A 17,301-nucleotide genomic window follows, 5' to 3' on the forward strand; every position below is an offset into this window, starting at 1 on the left:
ATGAAAGCCTTGGCGTAAGCTTGTTTGGATGGCGGCCTCAGGGTGGAGGCGGGCCGGACGAAGCGGCGATGGCTGTGATGCCGGAAAGTCGTCCTGCCTTGCGGATGACTGGTGTGTGATACTGTTTCTTCATAGGACCCGTTGCCCGTTTTAGATCACTGCTCGCACGCCAACTGATCCCACCTGTCAGTATGACATTGCAGTCCTCGTCAGTTTCGGGTTTTTTGACACGAAATCAAGAGGGGTCCAGAGCGTCGTCCATGATGATGGTTTTCCGCCACGGGCGTATCCTTGCCGCCTAGCCCGATCGACATTGCCCCGGTCGACATTGCTATTGTCGGCGCGGGCATGGCCGGTCTCTTCCTGGCGTGGCGCTTGTCCCAAAGTGAAAAGCCCGCAAGGATCGCTGTTTTCGAATCCGCCGGTCGCGTCGGCGGTCGGGCCTCCACGGTCTCATTTCCCGGAGAGCCGAACTTCGGCATCGATCTCGGCGCGATGATGCTGATGCCGCAACATCGGCTGCTCAAAAAACTCATGGCGACGCTGGATGTAAAGCTGTCGGGTATGGACGTCGTCACCGGCGCCAACCGGCTCCATCTGCGCGGTAGGAGCCTGCCCTACGCCGCTATATCGCGCTTTGCGCCGCGCCGCCTGTTTGCCTATGACGTGACGCGTCGGCTGCAGGAAAAAGGCCCGTCCCGCCTGCTGCGAAAGGCGGCAGCACTGATCCTGCCGGGTTCGGAGGCCTTCGGCAGCGCCGAATGGAACGGCGCCGCAGGCTTCGTTTATCGCGGCCGCAAGCTGGCGGATTGGGCGACTTGGGATGTGCTGGCGACTGTCTTGACCCCGGAGGAAATGGCTTTTGCCGAGGACGCGGTGGGCTATTCGTTGCTCCTGCGTGGACCCAACGCCGCCGAGACGTTCAGGCTTGCGCTCGGCGAGCTGAGCGGCGGCCGCTCCTATTGTTCCCCCGATGGCGGGTTCCAGCCGGTTGCGGAGCGAATGGCCGGGCGGATCGCTGTCAGCGGCGGCGCCGTCCATCTCGATCACACCGTGACCGCCATCGCCCGCTCGGCGCAAGGGATGGTCTTGTCTGTCGAGGGGCAAGGCGGGACGGTCGAGGCGCGCAAGGTCGTGCTGGCGTTACCGGTCCGCCCCCTGCGGACCCTGCTGGAAAAGTCCGGCATCGAGCAGCCCAGCGATCTGCCGGCACCGGAACCCTGGCCGATGCTCACGCTGGCCGCCTGCTATGCCAGCCCATGGTGGGCTCGAAACGGCATCGCGGCTGGCCACAGCGTGACCGATCTGCCGGCTCGCCAGATATGGCAGTTCACAAAAGTGGACGCGCGCGACGCGACGATTCGCCGGAGCGTCGCCATGGCCTATTGCGATGGCAGGCACATGGTATTCTGGCGCTCACTGCTGCCTGAGCTCGCTCGGCGCCACGGTTTTGCGGTTTTGGCCGAGGGACATTCCGCGCTGGAGGCCTTTCACGGCCAGATGGTCGAAGTCCATGGCAAACACGGCGCCATCTCGAAACCCATCGGCGGGTTTGCGCAGGATTGGGGTGCGCCGGCCTATGGCGGCGCGTCGCATGTCTGGGACCGTGGCATAGATATCTCCGGTATAAAACTGGCGAGCCATACGCTCGCTCCGGGCATTCATGTCTGTGGCGAAGCGTGGTCCAACAATCACGGCTGGATCGAGGGCGCGCTGGAAAGTGCGGAAGACCTGTTGCAGCGGGAATTCGGGCTCGACGCCTGGCTTGCCTGAGACTCCGCAAGGGCGATGAAAAACGATCCTACATTCCGTATGAGTGGTCGGCTATCGGACGGAAAGTATCAACGTGACTAAACGGCGCTCTTCAATCGGTTTCCTCGGCATGTTCGGTCGCTCCGGCGATTTGCGGGAACTGGACAACGCGCTGCGCGGCGCCGATCTTCATCCGGCGCTTGTTCCCGAGGGGATAAAGCTCACCATCGTCAATTTGATGAAGGATCATTGGCCGGACGAGCCGCCGCCCGACGCCTACCGGTCCGTGGCGCAGCTGTTTGGCTATTGCATCGCAGGCCCACAAACCTTCGAGCAGGCCAATGGGCCGGAGCGGCGGCTGGACGCTGAGCGCCGCATCGAGGCTGCGCTTGAAACCGGCGACAGCCTGGATGCCCAGATCGTGTTGATGGCGCTGCATGGCAAGCTGATCAGCGCCGAAGTCGTCGAGCGCTTTGGGCTAAGTGCGGACTGACCTTCGTAAGGTGAAGCTTACCCGCCCATGCCGCTGCGTGGCAGCTTGATCATCTCGCCGAAGCGGGCGCGCAATTTGTCGTCGAGCAGCTTCGGCACATGGCGCGGGAAGCGCTCGGCAAGCACGCGCTTCTTTTCGATGATCGCCCGCTGCAAGATGTCGGGCCGGCCCTTCTCGTTCCATTCCTTGGGCGAAAAGCGGTCGCCCACGGCCGGATAAAAATACTCGGTCTGCATCAGCCGCAGCGTCTGCTCATTGCCGAGATAGTGGCCTGGGCCATTCATGCAGACTTCGGTGATGGTGTCGATCGACAGTGCTTCATCGGTCACTTCGATGCCGCGCACGCAGCGTAGACAGTGGCCCAACATGTCATTGTCTATGATCAGGCTCTCCAGGCAAAAGCCGAGCAGCGAGGCGTGCATGCCTGCCGATTCATAGACCAGATTGAGGCCGGCAAGACCGGCCATCACGTCGGTGATCCCCTTTTCATAGCCGGACTGGATGTCGGGCAGTTTCGAATCCGTCATGCCGGCGGCCGAACCGCCCGGCAGATCGTAGAACTGCGCCATCTGCGCACAGGCCGAAGTCAGCACTGCCTGCTCGGCCGAGCCGCCCGACATGGCGCCGGTCCTGAGGTCGGAGACGAACGGCCAGGTGCCGAAGATCGCCGGATGCCCGGGCTTGATGGCGTTGACGTAGATGAGGCCGACCAGCACTTCGGCCACCGCTTGCACCACAGCGCCGGCAATCGCCGCGGGAGCGGTGGCGCCGGCCTGGCCGGCCGATAAAAGCAGGATCGGAATGCCGCCTTCGACACAGGCTTCGAGCACGCCGCAGGCGTCCTCGGCAAACTTCATCGGCGGTACGACGAAGCAGTTGGAGTTCGACACGAACGGCCGGGCGCGGAAATTCTCCTCGCCGCCGGCGATCGCATAAAGCATGTCCAGCGCCGGCTGCACGTTCTCGCGCACCGTGAAGGAGGTGCCGACATGCTTCGACGTCCCCATCACGCAGGCGTAGAGCGTGTTGAAGTCCATTTCGAGCGGATCGGGAATGTCGCGCGGCACCATGGGCCGCTGGAAGAAATGGATGTTGTCGAGCCCTTCGACGAGGCGGGCGGCGTCGTAAATGTCCTGCACCAGCGACTCGCGGTATTCGCGCTTTTCGACATCGACCAGATGCACCGCCGCACCCGCCGTGCCGTAATGCACGCGCTTGCCCTGGATCAGCATGTCATGCCTGGGGTCCTGGCCGTGCAGCGTAAAATTCCGCGCGGCTCGTCTGATCGTGTCCATCACAAGCCCGCGTGGGAAACGGACGCGGCCGTCATCGCCATAGACGGCGCCGACCCCGGTCAGCGCCTCGATGCAGGAGGGAATGGCATTGGCGAAGCCGACGGTCTCCAGCAGCGTCAGCACCGCTTCATGGATGCGCTCCTGGTCGTTCTGGTTGAGCGGCCCGTAGCTGCCGCCTTCGAGGCCGGCGCGCACCGGCCGGATATCGTCGGCAAGCGGTGCGGCCCGCATGGCGCGGCGCGCTTCGCGCCCGCCGGATCGTCGCGAACGCTGGTCGGCTGATGTATCTTTAGGAGCCGCATCCTTAAGAGCCGCATCCTGCTGCTCAACAGCCACTGACATGGGGGGCACTCCACCTTTAGCTTGCGAACACGGCGCGGTGATTGGTCCACCGTCGGCTTGCTTCGTCCCTCTGTCAGCCGACTATGCCGTTGCCATTGGCCCAGCCTATGGGCCAGTCAACGCAGCCGAGTATGCCAGAGAGCTAATGCAGAATGTTGGTGATCATGCCAAGGGCCGGGGCTGTTCAAAGCTCCGGCACAGGCAAATCAGGCTGCCGCGGGCCTGCGTCCGGCCGCAGTCGCGAGCTCGCGAATACCCGGCTCGATGTGCTGCAGCGCGATCGAGGAAATGCCCAAGCGCATGAAACGCGAGGGCTTTTCGGTGCGATCGAAGAAACGATCGCCGGGCTCGATGATGACGCTGCGCGACGCCGCGGCCTCGGCCAGTCCACGTGAATCGGTGCCGCGCGGGCCTTCCAGCCAGAGCGATGTGCCGCCGGCCGAATCGGTCGAGCGCCATTCCGGCAGGAATGCGGAAATCGCATGGACCAGACGCTTGCGTCGCTCATCGAAGGCCGACGACAGCCGCCGCACCAGGGCTTCGTGATGGCCGAGCGACAGGAACAGCGCGACCGCGCGCTGGTTGTTGGCCGGCGGGTGCCTGAGCATGAAGCGGCGCAGCGCCCTAAGCTCGGAGATTAGTCCAGCCGAAGCGACGATGTAGCCAAGCCGCAGGCCCGGAGCCAGCGTCTTCGACATCGAGCCGACATAGACGACGCGACCCGAGCGATCGAGGCTCTTCAGCGCCTGCTGCGGCGCCTCGTCGAGAAGCTGGCTGTCATAGCCGTCCTCGATGATGATCTGGTTGTGGCGGTTGGCGCGCGCCAGAAGGTCCTGCCGCCGCTCTGCCGACAGCGGCACCATGGTCGGGCAATGGTGGCTGGGGGTGACGAAGACGAAGCCGGAATCGTTGGGGATGGACGAGGTGACGATGCCGGACTGATCGACCGGAACCGGCTGGATTTCGGCGCCTGCCAGGCGGAAGATCGAGCGCGCGTCGGGGTATCCCGGGTCTTCCATCGCGACCTTGGAGCCCTTTGTCATCAGCAGTGTCGCCAGCATATAGAGCGCGTTCTGGGCGCCGAGCGTGACGATAATCTCGTCCGGATTGGCGAAGATGCCGCGCCGCGGCAATAGCCGCGCCTGGATCTGCTCGATCAAGAGCGGATCGTCGCGATCGACCATGTCGGAGGCCCAGTTGCGGATTTCGAGCACGGCCAGCGCCATGCGGTTGCACTCACGCCATTCGGCTGTCGGGAACAGCGCCGGGTCGAACTGGCCGTAGACGAAGGGGTAGGACGACTTGATCCAGTTGTCGTGCTTGGCCGGTGGCGGCATATCGCTGGCGGCGATCTGCCGGCGTGCCTTCCAGTCGATCTCGTTCTGCTGGTCGGGCGCCTTCTGGTGCGGCTTGGCGGGGGTGGCCAGCACATCCGGATTGACGAAATGGCCGCGCCGTTCGCGCGCCACCAGGAAACCCTGATCGACCAATTGCTGGAACGCCAGCACCACAGTGCCGCGCGCGACGCCGAGTTTTTCAGCCAGGATGCGGCAGGACGGAAGCGGCATCGAAGCGGCGATCTGCCGGTCGAGAATGGCGGCGACGATCGCCTGACGGATCTGCGCCTGCAGGGTCTGGCCCGATTCCGCCGAAATCCGGAACAGGCCGGACCATATGGCCGTGTCGTTACGCTGTGGCATGGTAGGTGTTCCTCGATGGCCAGTCTTTTTTGCTTGGCTGGACCAGCGGAAGGTAACCGTGGCACAAGGGGTTGCGCCAATCAATTTTTCTGATCGCTGGGATTTATGCCAGTGATCTATGCGCGACGCGCAGCGTCGTCGCATCCCCGGGTGACGCTTGCGTCATCCCGCAGCGCGGACGCCCGCGCGATGCGAAGCGTCGTCGCGCCTCATTATCCCCAGCGCGACGCGTAGCGTCGTCGCTACTCCCATCACATCATCCAGCGCGACGCGCAGCGTCGTAGCTCCATCAGATCGCACTATGCTGCACTGCGTCATCCCCACGCATTGAAACATGGGGAATTCGGCTCGATAACATCACCCCGACGACACGCGCCGGAAACATCCGGTCTGATAAGATGTCGTGAAAAACGATCAGGAGCCGGCATTGGATCATTCCTCCTTCGACAAACAGCTTGTCGCCTTGCGTGCTGCGCGCGCGGCAGCATCGGGCACGATGCGCGAGGCTTTCGCCGCTGACCCCAAGCGCTTCGAGACGTTTTCGGCCAGCGACGGCGACCTTTTGCTCGACTGGTCGAAATGCGCGGTCGACCAGCGCACGATGGAACTGCTCGAGAAGCTCGCCGCCGCCGCCGATCTCGAAGGTCGCCGGGCCGCAATGTTTTCCGGCAAGAAGATCAACATCACCGAGGACCGCGCCGTGCTGCACACGGCGCTTCGCAACCTCTCGGGCAAGGGCGTCACGGTCGATGGCCAGGACGTCAAGGCGGATGTGCTGTCCGTGCTCGACGCCATGGGCGCTTTTGCCGATGCCATTCGTTCCGGCAAGGCCGCCGGCGCCACCGGCAAGAAGATTACCGACATCGTCAATATCGGCATTGGCGGCTCCGATCTCGGCCCGGCCATGGCGACGCTGGCGCTGGCGCCCTATCACGACGGCCCGCGCGCGCACTACGTCTCCAACATCGACGGCGCCCATATCCACGACACGCTGAAGGGCCTGTCGGCCGAAACCACCCTGTTCATCATCGCCTCGAAGACCTTCACCACGGTCGAGACGATGACCAATGCCGAGACGGCGCGCGAATGGGTGCAGAAGGCGCTCGGCAAGGAAGCTGTCGGCAAGCATTTCGCCGCCGTCTCGACCGCGCTCGACCTGGTTTCCAAGTTCGGCATCGAAGCGGATCGCGTGTTCGGCTTCTGGGACTGGGTCGGCGGCCGCTATTCGCTGTGGGGCGCCATCGGCCTGCCGGTGATGATCGCCATCGGTCCGCGCAATTTCCGCGCCTTCCTCGACGGCGCGCATGAGATGGACGAGCACTTTCGCACCGCACCCCTGCAGAAGAACCTGCCTGCGCTGCTTGGGCTGGTCGGCTGGTGGCATCGCGTGATCTGCGGTTATCCTGCGCGTGCGGTCATCCCCTATGACCAGCGCCTGTCGAGGTTGCCGGCCTATCTGCAGCAGCTCGACATGGAATCGAACGGCAAGGGCGTCACCCTCGACGGCACGCCGGTGACGACGCCGACTGGGCCGCTGGTCTGGGGCGAGCCCGGCACCAATGGCCAGCACGCCTTCTTCCAGCTGCTGCACCAGGGCACCGATTTCATCCCGGTCGAGTTCCTTGCCGCTGCCGTCGGCCATGAGCCTGATCTCAAGCACCAGCACGATCTGCTGCTTGCCAATTGCCTGGCGCAGTCGGAAGCGTTGATGAAGGGCCGCACGCTGGACGAGGCGCGCGCGCAGATGCTGGCCAAGGGCATGAAGCCGGCCGATGTCGACAGAATAGCCCCGCACCGTGTCTTCTCCGGCAACCGCCCCTCGGTGACGATCCTCTACCGCAAGCTCGACCCGCGCACCTTCGGCCGCCTGATCGCGCTTTACGAGCACCGCGTCTTCGTCGAAGGCACTCTGTTCAACATCAATTCCTTCGACCAATGGGGCGTCGAGCTCGGCAAGGAACTGGCGACCGGCCTGTTGCCAGTCGTGGAAGCCAAGGAGAGCGCCGACAAGCGCGACGCATCCACGGCCGGGCTGGTGGCGCGCATCCAGCAACTGCGGGGGGCGCAATGAAAAATCCGGCCGACATCAAGGGCATCTTGTTCGACAAGGACGGCACGCTTGTCGATTTCAACGCGACCTGGCTCGGCATCGCCGATTTCATGGCCATGGATGCTGCCGAGGGCGATCGCTGGAAAGCCGACAGGCTGCTTTCAGCGGCGGGCTTCGATTTTGTCGCCAAGCGTTTCAAGCCGGATTCCATCTTCGCCTCGGGCACCAACATGGATGTCGTCGAACTATGGTTCCCGCGCCTGTCCGACGAGGACCAGATGCTGGCCGTCGCCCGTTTCAACGAGATCACCTCGGTGCAAGGCTCATCGATGGCGGTGGCCTTGCCCGGCATCGTCGCGGCGCTGACGGCTCTGCACAAGCGATCCTACCGGCTCGGCGTCGCCACCAATGATTCGACTGCCGGTGCCGAAAAGACCATGGTCACGCTCGGCGTCGCGCAGCTGTTCACCGCCGCCTATGGCTATGACGCGGTCGCCAATCCGAAACCGGCGCCGGACACGATCGTCGCCTTTTGCGACCTGACCGGGTTGAAGGCGTCCGAGATCGCCATGGTCGGCGACAACCGCCACGACCTGGAGATGGCGCGTGCCGGCGGCTGCGGCCTGGCGGTCGGCGTGCTCTCCGGCACCGGCACGCGGGAATCGCTGGCGTCGATCGCCGATGTCGTTCTGGATTCGGTTGCCGACTTGCCGGACTTTCTGTCGGCGCGGGTCAAGGAGACGGTCTGACGGGGGCCTGGGGCAAACTCAATTCGGCTCGGGATTTCCCCGCCAATGGCCGAGTTGGGGGAAGCAGCCATGAAACTATGGAGCTTCTGGTTTGTTTTCGGACATAGTGGGCTACTCATCAGCAGAGCAAACGTACCCGCATCTGCCGCACCTGATCTTGGCGCTTGCGTTATCGATGTCTTCGCCAGGCTGAAGCTCGAAGCCGCGATTTTCGCACTTTGGGCAAACTATGAAGCCGATACGTTGAACAACTTTAATCCACGCCATTCGACTTCTCCTATCAACGGCTAATCCAATCTATTTTCTGCCCCTTGAGGTTTGTCCACAATGAGTAGAATCCGGCCATTCAGAGCGACTGGGCTTTGCCGCGTCGCGCTAGCAATCTTCCGGCTCGAACCAAAACACACCGCTCGGCTTGGTCACATCACCCTTTGCGTCGCCGAAATCCGGCACCTGATATTCGGCGAGCAATCGTAGCCGCGACAGCGGCAGATCGGCGCGGCGGGGATCGCCGACCAGCACCTCGATGCCGGCTGCCAGGCAGCGGTCGAGGAACGGGATCACCCGCAGAGCAACCTCGCGGCCGTAGAACACGTCGCCGGCAAGCACGAGATCGACCGCTGGCGGCGGGCCCGTGGTGATATCCTGGTCGACAATGGTGATCTCGACGCCGTTGGCCAACGCGTTGAGGCCGATCGCGGCGACGCCGTTGCGATCGCTCTCGGCGGCGATCACCGCGCTGGCGCCGGCCTTGGCGGCGGCGATGCCGACGAGGCCCGAGCCGGCGCCGAGGTCGAGCACGCGGTGACCGGCCACGATTTGCGGATGGTCGAGTATATAGCGCGCCAGCACGGCGCCGCCGGCCCAGGCATAGGCCCAGTAGGGCGGCTGCGGCTCAGCTTCGTGCTCCTCGGTCTGGCTGCCGTCTTCCGGTCCATGAGCTCGCCACTCGACAAGCCGCCTCAGGCCGCTGCCGGAATGAGCCGTATAGAGCTGGATTTCACGAAGGGCGGGAACGGGCGCAAGCCGCAGGTTCGCCTTGATGAACACTACTGCATCGGGACGCCGACTATCGTCCGCCATCCCGCCGTCGCCAGGCTCGCCGTTCAAATTATTCCCGCAGCGCCCGGCGCAAAATCTTGCCCACCGGCGTCTTCGGCAGCTCGGTCCTGAACTCGATGTATTTCGGCCGCTTGTAGCCGGTCAGGTTCTCGCGACAATACGCAGTGATTGCCTCAACGGTCAGCGCCGGATCCTTCTTGACGATGAACAGCTTCGGCACTTCGCCCGAATGCTCGTCCGGCACGCCGACCGCCGCCACTTCGAGCACGCCCGGATGCTGGGCGACGACTTCCTCGAGTTCGTTGGGGTAGACGTTGAAGCCGGAGACCAGGATCATGTCCTTCTTGCGGTCGACGATCTTGGTGTAGCCGCGCTCGTCCATGAAGCCCATGTCGCCGGATTTGAAAAACCCGTCCTTGGTCATCACCTTGGCGGTCTCGTCCGGCCGGTTCCAGTAACCGGCCATGACCTGCGGCCCGCGAATGCAGATCTCGCCGACCTCGCCGAGCGGCAGGTTGTTGCCGTCATCGTCGCGGATGACGATCTCGGTCGACGGCAGCGGCAGGCCGATCGTGCCGGTGAAATTGCTGTCGCTGAACTTGTTGGCGGTGGCCACCGGCGAGGTCTCCGACAGCCCGTAGCCCTCGGTGATCGAATTGCCGGTCAGCGCCTTCCAGCGCTCGGCAACCCCCTTCTGCACCGCCATGCCACCACCCAGCGTCATGATCAGCGGCTTGAAGTCGAGCTTGCGGAAATCCTCGTTGTTGAGCAGCGCGTTGAACAGCGTGTTGAGGCCGGGGAAAATGTGCATCGGGTATTTCTGCAGCTCCTTGACGAAGCCGGGAATGTCGCGCGGGTTGGGAACGAGCACGTTCTGGGCGCCCTGCTGCATGCCCATCAGCGCGTTCACCGTCAGCGCGAAGATATGGTAGAGCGGCAGTGCGCAGATGAAGTTGAGATGCGCCGGTTTCGGCTTGATCGCATAGGCGTCCTGCAGCCACAGCGTGTTCTGCGCGACATTGGACAGCACATTGGAGTGCAGCAGCACAGCACCTTTGGAAATCCCCGTGGTTCCGCCGGTATATTGCAGGAAGGCAACGTCGCCGGCCTCCATCTTGGCCGGTTTGAAGGCGATGCCGGCGCCGGCTTTCACCGCCGCATTGAATTTGACATGGCCGGGCAGCGACCAGGCCGGCACCATCTTCTTCACCCGGCGCACGACGAGGTTGACGATCGTGCCCTTGAGGGCGCCGAGCATGTCGCCCATCGCCGCGACCACCACATGCTTGACCGCCGTCCTGGCAATCACCGCGTCCAGGGTGCTGGCGAAATTCTCCAGAATGACGATCGCCTGCGCGCCGGAATCCTTGAGCTGATGTTCGAGCTCGCGCGGCGTGTAGAGCGGATTGATGTTCACCACGACATAGCCGGCGCGAAGCACGGCCATCATCGCCACCGGATATTGCAGCACATTCGGCATCATCAGCGCCACGCGTGCGCCTTTCTGCAGGCCCTTCGATTGCAGATAAGCGCCGAAGGCGGCCGATTGCCGCTCGAGTTCGGCATAGGAGATCGACTTGCCCATGCAGACGTATGCCGGCTGGCCGGAAAACTGCTTGCAGGCGCCGACGAGGAAGTCGCCGATCGAACTGTAGGGCAGGGCGCCGATCTCCGCCGGCACGACTTTCGAATAGCTTTTTAGCCATGGCTTTTCCGGCAAGCCCGCGGCAAGCGCCGTCAGCGTATTCGGCAGTTTTTTGGCCGCGCCCGGCGACGGCTTCGAGGCGGGCTTCGCCGCGGCTGTCTTGGCGGCTGGCGGCTGGGCGGGCTTTGCAGCGGGTGCTGTCTTCGCCGCGCGCTTGACCACAGGTTTCGCCGCCGGCTTGGCGCTTGCCTTCGCCGGCGTCGAGGTTGCCGTTGGCTTGACAGCGGGAGTGGCTTTGGCCGGTGGCGCTTTCGACTTGGCGGCAGCGGCGGCCGGTTTTGAAGCTTTCGCCGTTTTTGCTTTCGCCGGGGCCGTTGTCTTTGTTGCTTTCGCCACCTCTAGCCTCCCTCGGTCGTTCTGTTGCCTGCTCCTGCTGCGCCGCCTCGATGTGGTGAGGCGTCCTCCGCTGCAGCGATGTCGCGGATTCCCGGAAAATCCAGCGTGTCATCTATCTATTGCGACTATCGGCGGCCGTGCAAGTCTTGCCCCAGCGGCAGGACGGCAAAGATTTGCCGTCGAAATCCTTCCCGCGACGCCGGCTCGGCAATGCCGTCCTGTCATCTCGGTGGCGAAACCCAGGCTTGTGGATTTTTGGCTTACGATTGCTGCGATCAATGAAAAAATGCGGTCGTTAACAATCCCGTGATTAGCAGATTTTGCTATTTGTTTCTGCAGTTCGTCAAAGACCGAGAAATATTTTCTGCTTACGGTGGGGTAGGCAAACAGGGTGTTCCAAAGCCGGAAAAACGGTGCTTATATGCGCGCTTCGCGAGCCTATAGAGGGGCTTGGAAGAACATCAGGGAGTGCTCAATGAAAAAGAAACTGACTTTTGCAGCCGCGTTGCTGGCTGCAAGCGTCCTCGGCGGTGTGGCCAATGCCAAGACGCTGGTCTATTGCTCGGAGGCCTCGCCGGCCAACTTCGACCCGGGTACCACGACGGGCGGCAACGACTTCGACGCCTCGTCGCGCACCGTCTATTCGCGCCTGGTCGAGTTCAAGCATGGCGGCACCGAAGTTGTGCCCGGTCTCGCCGACAAATGGGAGATTTCGGACGACGGCCTGGTCTATACTTTCCACCTGCATCCGGGCGTGAAGTTCCAGACGACGGATTTCTTCAAGCCGACGCGTGATTTCAATGCCGACGACGTCGTCTTTTCGTTCGATCGCCAGTTCAACAAGGAAAACCCCTGGAACGGCGAGAAGTACCTGCCGAACCTGACCTGGGACTACTACACCGGCATGGACATGCCGAAATACGTCGCCAAGTGGGAAAAGGTCGATGACCTGACCGTGAAGCTGACGCTGACCGAGCCGAACGCGCCGATGCTGGCCAATCTCGGCATGGACTTCGCCTCGATCGTGTCGAAGGAATATGCCGACCAGCTGGAAAAAGACGGCAAGATGGCCGACTTCTCGACCAAGCCGGTCGGTACAGGTCCGTTCCAGTTCGTCGACTACCAGCTGGATTCGGTCATCCGCTATGCGGCCAACCCGGACTACTTCAAGGGCAAGGAAAAGATCGACGATCTCGTCTTCGCGATCACGCCTGACGCCACCGCCCGCATCCAGAAGGTGCTCGCCGGCGAATGCGATATCGCGCCCTATCCGAATCCTGCCGACATCGGCACGATCAAGGCCAACGCCGACGTGACCCTGATGGATCAGGCTGGCCTCAACATCGGCTATATGAGCTACAACACCACCATCCCGCCGCTCGACAAGCCTGAAGTGCGCCATGCGCTCAACCAGGCGATCGATCGGGAATCGCTCATCAAGTCGCTGTTCCAGGACGCCGGCGCCACGCCGGCCGTAAACCTGATCCCGCCGACCATGTGGTCGTGGAACAAGGACGTGAAGTCCGACGCCTATGATCCGGAAGCCGCCAAGAAGGTGCTGGCCGATGCCGGATTGAAGGAGATCCAGCTTTGGGCCTCCGACCGCGTCCGTCCCTACAACCCGAACTTCCAGCGCGCCGCCGAACTGATCCAGGCTGACTGGGCCAAGGTCGGCGTCAAAGCGGAAATCGTCAGCTACGAGTGGACGAAGTACCGCGAAGAAGGCAAGAAGAAGGAACGCCCGGGCGCCTTCCAGATCGGCTGGACCGGTGACAATGGCGATCCGGACAATTTCTTCGCCACGCTGTTCGCCTGCTCGGCCATCGGCGTGTCGAACTACTCCAGCTGGTGCGACAAGGACTTCGAGGATCTGATCCAGAAGGCCAAGAAGACCAGCGACCAGGCCGAACGCACCAAGCTCTATGAAGAGGCGCAGGTTGTCTTCCAGAAGCAGGCTCCGGCCTTCCTCATGGCACACAGCCAGGTCTACGCAATCGTGCGCAAGAATGTCAGCGGCTTCATGATGGACCCGCTCGGCATTCATCGCTTCGACGGCGTCGACAAGGCCGAATAGAACTGTTAGGCGGGCGGCGCGCAATCAGGCGCCGCCCGCTTTTCAAGATGCTCCGATATCTCCTAAACAAAATCGTCTTGGTGCTGCCGACGCTGATCGGCATCACCATCTGCGCCTTCGCTTTCGTCAGGCTGCTGCCCGGCGATCCCATTCTTGCCATGGCCGGCGAGCATGGCGTGTCGCCCGAGCGTTACGCGGAACTGAAGGAACAGTTCGGCTACAATTTGCCGATCTGGCAGCAATACGCGCATTATGTCCGCGATGCCGCGACCGGTAATTTCGGCGTGTCGATTTCGTCCAAGCGGCCGGTCATCGAAGATTTCATGACGCTGTTCCCGGCAACCATCGAGCTCTCCGTCTTCGCCATGATCTTCGCCATGGTGCTGGCCATACCGGCCGGCATCATTGCTGCGGTCAAACGCGGCTCCTGGTTCGACCAGGGGCTTATGGGCACCGCCCTCGTCGGCTATTCCATGCCGATCTTCTGGTGGGGCCTGCTGCTGATCATCTTTTTCTCCGGCTATCTCGGCTGGACCCCGGTTTCAGGCCGCATCGGCCTTCAGTTCTTTATCAAGCCGATCACCGGCTTCCTGACCCTCGACAGCCTGCTCTACGGCAAATGGGATGCTTTCCGCTCGGCATTGAGTCACCTGGTGCTGCCGACAATTGTGCTCGGCACCATCCCGCTGGCGGTGATCGCGCGCCAGACGCGCTCGGCCATGCTCGAAGTGCTGGGCGAAGACTATGTGCGGACCGCCCGCGCCAAGGGCCTGTCGTCGTCCCGCGTCATCGGCGTGCATGCGCTGCGCAATGCGCTGATCCCGGTGGTCACCACCATCGGCCTGCAGGTCAGTACCCTGCTCGCCGGCGCCATTCTCACAGAAACCATCTTCGCCTGGCCGGGCATCGGCAAGTGGATGGTCGAATCCATCTCCAAGCGCGACTATGTCGTCGTGCAGTCAGGCTTGCTGCTGATCGCCCTTATCGTCATGGCCGTGAACCTGATCGTCGACGTGCTTTATGCCGTCATCAACCCGCGCATCAGGGCGGCGTGATGAGCCAGTCGACCGAAATCGCCCCGATGGCCGCCGGCAACCCTGACCGTCTGACCGGCTTCAGGACCTTCTGGCACTATTTCTCGGTAAACCGCGGCGCCGTCATCGGCCTGTTCGTCTTCATCCTTTTGGTGCTGGCCGCGCTCTTTGCACCGCTGCTGGCACCCTATGCGCCCGACATCCAGGACAAGACAGCTTTCCTGCGTCCGCCGGCCTGGCAGGCAGGCGGCAGCATGGAATATCTGCTTGGCACCGACGCGGTCGGCCGCGACATGCTCTCGCGCCTGCTCTATGGCGCGCGTTTCTCGCTGCTCATCGGCGCCGTCGTGGTCACGCTGGCGCTTGTCGGCGGCATCACGCTCGGCCTTTTGGCCGGCTATTTCCGGGGCTGGGTCGACGTGGCGATCATGCGGGTCATGGATCTGATCCTGTCCTTCCCGTCGCTGCTCTTGGCGCTGGTTCTGGTCACCATCCTCGGCCCCGGCCTGTTCAACGCCATGCTGGCCATCGCGCTCGTCCTGCAACCCCACTTTGCCCGTCTGGTGCGCGCTGCCGTCATGGCCGAAAAGAGCCGCGAATATGTGGTCGCCGCCAAGGTCGCCGGCGCCGGCCATATAAGGCTTATGCTGCGCACCATCCTGCCCAATTGCCTGGCGCCGCTGATCGTCCAGGGCACGCTGTCCTTCTCCAACGCCATCCTGGAGGCGGCCGCTCTCGGCTTTCTCGGCCTTGGCGCCCAGCCGCCGACACCGGAATGGGGAACCATGCTCGCCTCGGCGCGTGAATTCATCCTGCGCGCCTGGTGGGTGGTGACCTTCCCCGGTCTGGCCATCCTCATCACCGTGCTTGCCATCAACCTGATCGGCGACGGTCTGCGCGATGCGCTCGATCCGAAGCTGAGGAGGTCGTAATGGCGCTGCTCGACATCCGCAATCTCGTCGTCGAGTTCCAGACCGCATCCGGCCCGTTCCGCGCGGTCGATGGCGTCTCGCTCCATGTGAACGAACGTGAAGTGCTGGCCATCGTCGGCGAATCCGGCTCCGGCAAGTCGGTGTCGATGTTGGCTGTGATGGGGCTGTTGCCGTGGACGGCGACGGTCACTGCCGACGAGATGAGCTTCAACGGCCGCGATCTCCTGAAGATGAGCCCGGCCGACCGGCGAAAGATCGTCGGCAAGGACATGTCGATAATCTTCCAGGAGCCGATGGCCAGTCTCAATCCGTGCTTCACCGTCGGCTTTCAGATCGAGGAGGTGCTGCGCTTCCATATGGGCATGGACAAGGCCCAGCGTCGCGAGCGCGCCATCGAATTGCTGACGCAGGTCGGCATTGCCGAGCCGGCCGAACGGCTGAACTCGTTTCCGCACCAGATGTCGGGCGGCCAGTGCCAGCGCGTGATGATCGCCATCGCCATCGCCTGCAATCCGAAGCTTCTGATCGCCGACGAGCCGACCACCGCGCTCGACGTCACCATCCAGAAGCAGATCCTCGACCTCCTCGTGTCGCTGCAGGTCAAATACGGCATGGGCCTGATCATGATCACCCACAATATGGGCGTGGTCGCCGAGACGGCCGACCGCGTCATCGTCCAGTACAAGGGCCGCAAGATGGAAGAGGCCGACGTGCTGTCGCTGTTTGAATCGCCGAAGAGCAATTACACCCGCGCACTTTTGTCGGCGCTGCCGGATAATGCCGTCGGCGACCGGCTGCCGACCGTCTCGGACATGCTGTTCGAACCAGCTGCCGGGGGCTTCTGATGAGCATCAAGGTCGTCGAAGGCAAGGACATCGTGCGCGACTATCACGTCGGCGGCGGCCTGTTTCGCGGCGCGCGCACCGTGCATGCGGTCAAGGGCGTCTCGTTCAGCGTCGACAAGGGCAAGACGCTGGCCATCGTCGGTGAATCGGGCTGCGGCAAGTCAACGCTGGCGCGTATCATCACGCTGATCGATCCGGCAACGTCGGGCGAACTGTTCATCGACGGCAACAAGGTCGACATCGCAAGGAACGGCCTGACCAGGGAGATGCGCCGCAAGGTGCAGATCGTCTTCCAGAACCCTTACGGATCGCTCAATCCGCGCCAAAAGATCGGAGATGTGCTTGGCGAGCCGCTGCTCATCAACACCGACAAGCCGGCCGAAGAGCGGCGCGACCTCGCCATGAGGATGCTGAAGAAAGTCGGCCTCGGAACCGAGCACTACAATCGCTATCCTCACATGTTCTCGGGCGGCCAGCGCCAGCGCATCGCCATTGCCCGCGCGCTGATGCTGAACCCGAGCCTGCTGGTGCTTGACGAACCGGTCTCCGCGCTTGATCTTTCGGTGCAGGCGCAGGTGCTCAACCTGCTCGCCGACCTGCAGGACGAATTCCAGCTGACCTATGTCTTCATCAGCCACGATCTGTCGGTCGTGCGCTACATCGCCGACGATGTGATGGTGATGTATTTCGGCGAAGCCGTCGAATACGGCTCGCGCGAGGAGGTCTTCGCCGACCCCAAGCACAACTACACCAGAACGCTGTTCGCCGCGACGCCGCGCGCCGACGTCGCCTCGATCAAGGCGCGGTTGGCGAAGAAGAAGGCCGCCTGACCTCTCACCGAGAATTGTTTTTGAACAATCGGAAATGCGTCGCGGCGGTGGTTTGCCGGCAGGATTGATCGCGATCTGCGAGCTGCCGGGCGCAAGCCGCGT

The 17,301-nt window shown here is 62.9% G+C and carries 14 protein-coding genes; 10 read left to right on the top strand and 4 right to left on the bottom strand.

Going from position 1 to position 17,301, the window contains the following annotated elements; all coding sequences use genetic code 11:
- Positions 1 to 291 precede the first annotated feature (291 nt).
- Both ACYG97_RS27030 and ACYG97_RS27035 read left to right on the top strand, forming a co-directional pair.
- Positions 292 to 1,773 (top strand): flavin monoamine oxidase family protein, encoded by a 1,482-nt coding sequence (locus ACYG97_RS27030; protein WP_023732478.1) that lies wholly within the window; start codon positions 292 to 294, stop codon positions 1,771 to 1,773.
- Between the two features lie 73 nt (positions 1,774 to 1,846).
- Positions 1,847 to 2,245 (top strand): hypothetical protein, encoded by a 399-nt coding sequence (locus ACYG97_RS27035; RefSeq protein ID WP_031193314.1) that lies wholly within the window; start codon positions 1,847 to 1,849, stop codon positions 2,243 to 2,245.
- Positions 2,246 to 2,262: 17 nt separating this feature from the next.
- Here ACYG97_RS27035 and ACYG97_RS27040 read toward each other — a convergent pair whose 3' ends face one another.
- Together ACYG97_RS27040 and pdxR are read right to left on the bottom strand one after the other, a co-directional pair.
- Positions 2,263 to 3,882 (bottom strand): trimethylamine methyltransferase family protein, encoded by a 1,620-nt coding sequence (locus ACYG97_RS27040; RefSeq protein ID WP_023732476.1) that lies wholly within the window; start codon positions 3,880 to 3,882, stop codon positions 2,263 to 2,265.
- A 206-nt stretch (positions 3,883 to 4,088) separates the two neighbouring features.
- Complete coding sequence (pdxR, locus tag ACYG97_RS27045) at positions 4,089 to 5,582, bottom strand: MocR-like pyridoxine biosynthesis transcription factor PdxR (protein WP_023669484.1); 1,494 nt, start codon at positions 5,580 to 5,582, stop codon at positions 4,089 to 4,091.
- 427 nt (positions 5,583 to 6,009) lie between these two features.
- Here pdxR and pgi point away from each other — a divergent pair, with 427 nt between their 5' ends.
- The 3 genes from pgi to ACYG97_RS27060 all read left to right on the top strand — a co-directional run bounded on the left by pgi (position 6,010) and on the right by ACYG97_RS27060 (position 8,672).
- Positions 6,010 to 7,653 carry a glucose-6-phosphate isomerase gene (gene pgi / locus ACYG97_RS27050; RefSeq protein ID WP_023732474.1) on the top strand — a complete coding sequence of 548 codons (1,644 nt, stop codon included), beginning with the start codon at positions 6,010 to 6,012 and terminating at the stop codon, positions 7,651 to 7,653.
- A complete protein-coding gene (locus ACYG97_RS27055; protein ID WP_023688783.1) occupies positions 7,650 to 8,381 on the top strand; it encodes an HAD family hydrolase in 732 nt (243 codons plus the stop codon). The genes pgi and ACYG97_RS27055 overlap by 4 nt, the downstream gene beginning before the upstream one ends.
- A 69-nt stretch (positions 8,382 to 8,450) precedes the next feature.
- Positions 8,451 to 8,672, top strand: coding sequence for a hypothetical protein (locus ACYG97_RS27060; RefSeq protein ID WP_155922478.1), 222 nt, complete (start codon positions 8,451 to 8,453; stop codon positions 8,670 to 8,672).
- 84 nt (positions 8,673 to 8,756) lie between these two features.
- Here ACYG97_RS27060 and ACYG97_RS27065 read toward each other — a convergent pair whose 3' ends face one another.
- Both ACYG97_RS27065 and ACYG97_RS27070 read right to left on the bottom strand, forming a co-directional pair.
- Positions 8,757 to 9,464 carry a class I SAM-dependent methyltransferase gene (locus ACYG97_RS27065; protein WP_031198174.1) on the bottom strand — a complete coding sequence of 236 codons (708 nt, stop codon included), beginning with the start codon at positions 9,462 to 9,464 and terminating at the stop codon, positions 8,757 to 8,759.
- 28 nt (positions 9,465 to 9,492) lie between these two features.
- Positions 9,493 to 11,484: a long-chain fatty acid--CoA ligase gene (locus tag ACYG97_RS27070; RefSeq protein WP_023732473.1), complete on the bottom strand. Its 1,992-nt coding sequence runs from the start codon at positions 11,482 to 11,484 to the stop codon at positions 9,493 to 9,495.
- Positions 11,485 to 11,959: 475 nt separating this feature from the next.
- Between ACYG97_RS27070 and ACYG97_RS27075 the strand changes: the two genes are divergently transcribed.
- Genes ACYG97_RS27075 through ACYG97_RS27095 form a run of 5 tightly spaced genes read left to right on the top strand, consistent with a single transcriptional unit; the run spans position 11,960 to position 17,199 of the window.
- The gene (locus ACYG97_RS27075; protein WP_023732472.1) at positions 11,960 to 13,558 is read left to right on the top strand and encodes an ABC transporter substrate-binding protein; all 1,599 of its coding nucleotides are present in this window, start codon (positions 11,960 to 11,962) and stop codon (positions 13,556 to 13,558) included.
- Positions 13,559 to 13,605: 47 nt separating this feature from the next.
- Positions 13,606 to 14,613: an ABC transporter permease subunit gene (locus tag ACYG97_RS27080; RefSeq protein ID WP_023669492.1), complete on the top strand. Its 1,008-nt coding sequence runs from the start codon at positions 13,606 to 13,608 to the stop codon at positions 14,611 to 14,613.
- A gap of 26 nt (positions 14,614 to 14,639) precedes the next feature.
- Entirely contained in the window at positions 14,640 to 15,524 is an 885-nt protein-coding gene (locus tag ACYG97_RS27085) for an ABC transporter permease subunit (protein WP_050485757.1), read from the top strand.
- Positions 15,524 to 16,369: an ABC transporter ATP-binding protein gene (locus ACYG97_RS27090; protein ID WP_023732471.1), complete on the top strand. Its 846-nt coding sequence runs from the start codon at positions 15,524 to 15,526 to the stop codon at positions 16,367 to 16,369. The genes ACYG97_RS27085 and ACYG97_RS27090 overlap by 1 nt, the downstream gene beginning before the upstream one ends.
- Entirely contained in the window at positions 16,369 to 17,199 is an 831-nt protein-coding gene (locus ACYG97_RS27095; protein ID WP_023682050.1) for a dipeptide ABC transporter ATP-binding protein, read from the top strand. Before ACYG97_RS27090 ends, ACYG97_RS27095 begins: the two co-directional genes overlap by 1 nt.
- The last annotated feature ends 102 nt before the right edge of the window (positions 17,200 to 17,301 follow it).

It is taken from the genome of Mesorhizobium sp. W067 (assembly GCF_054719525.1).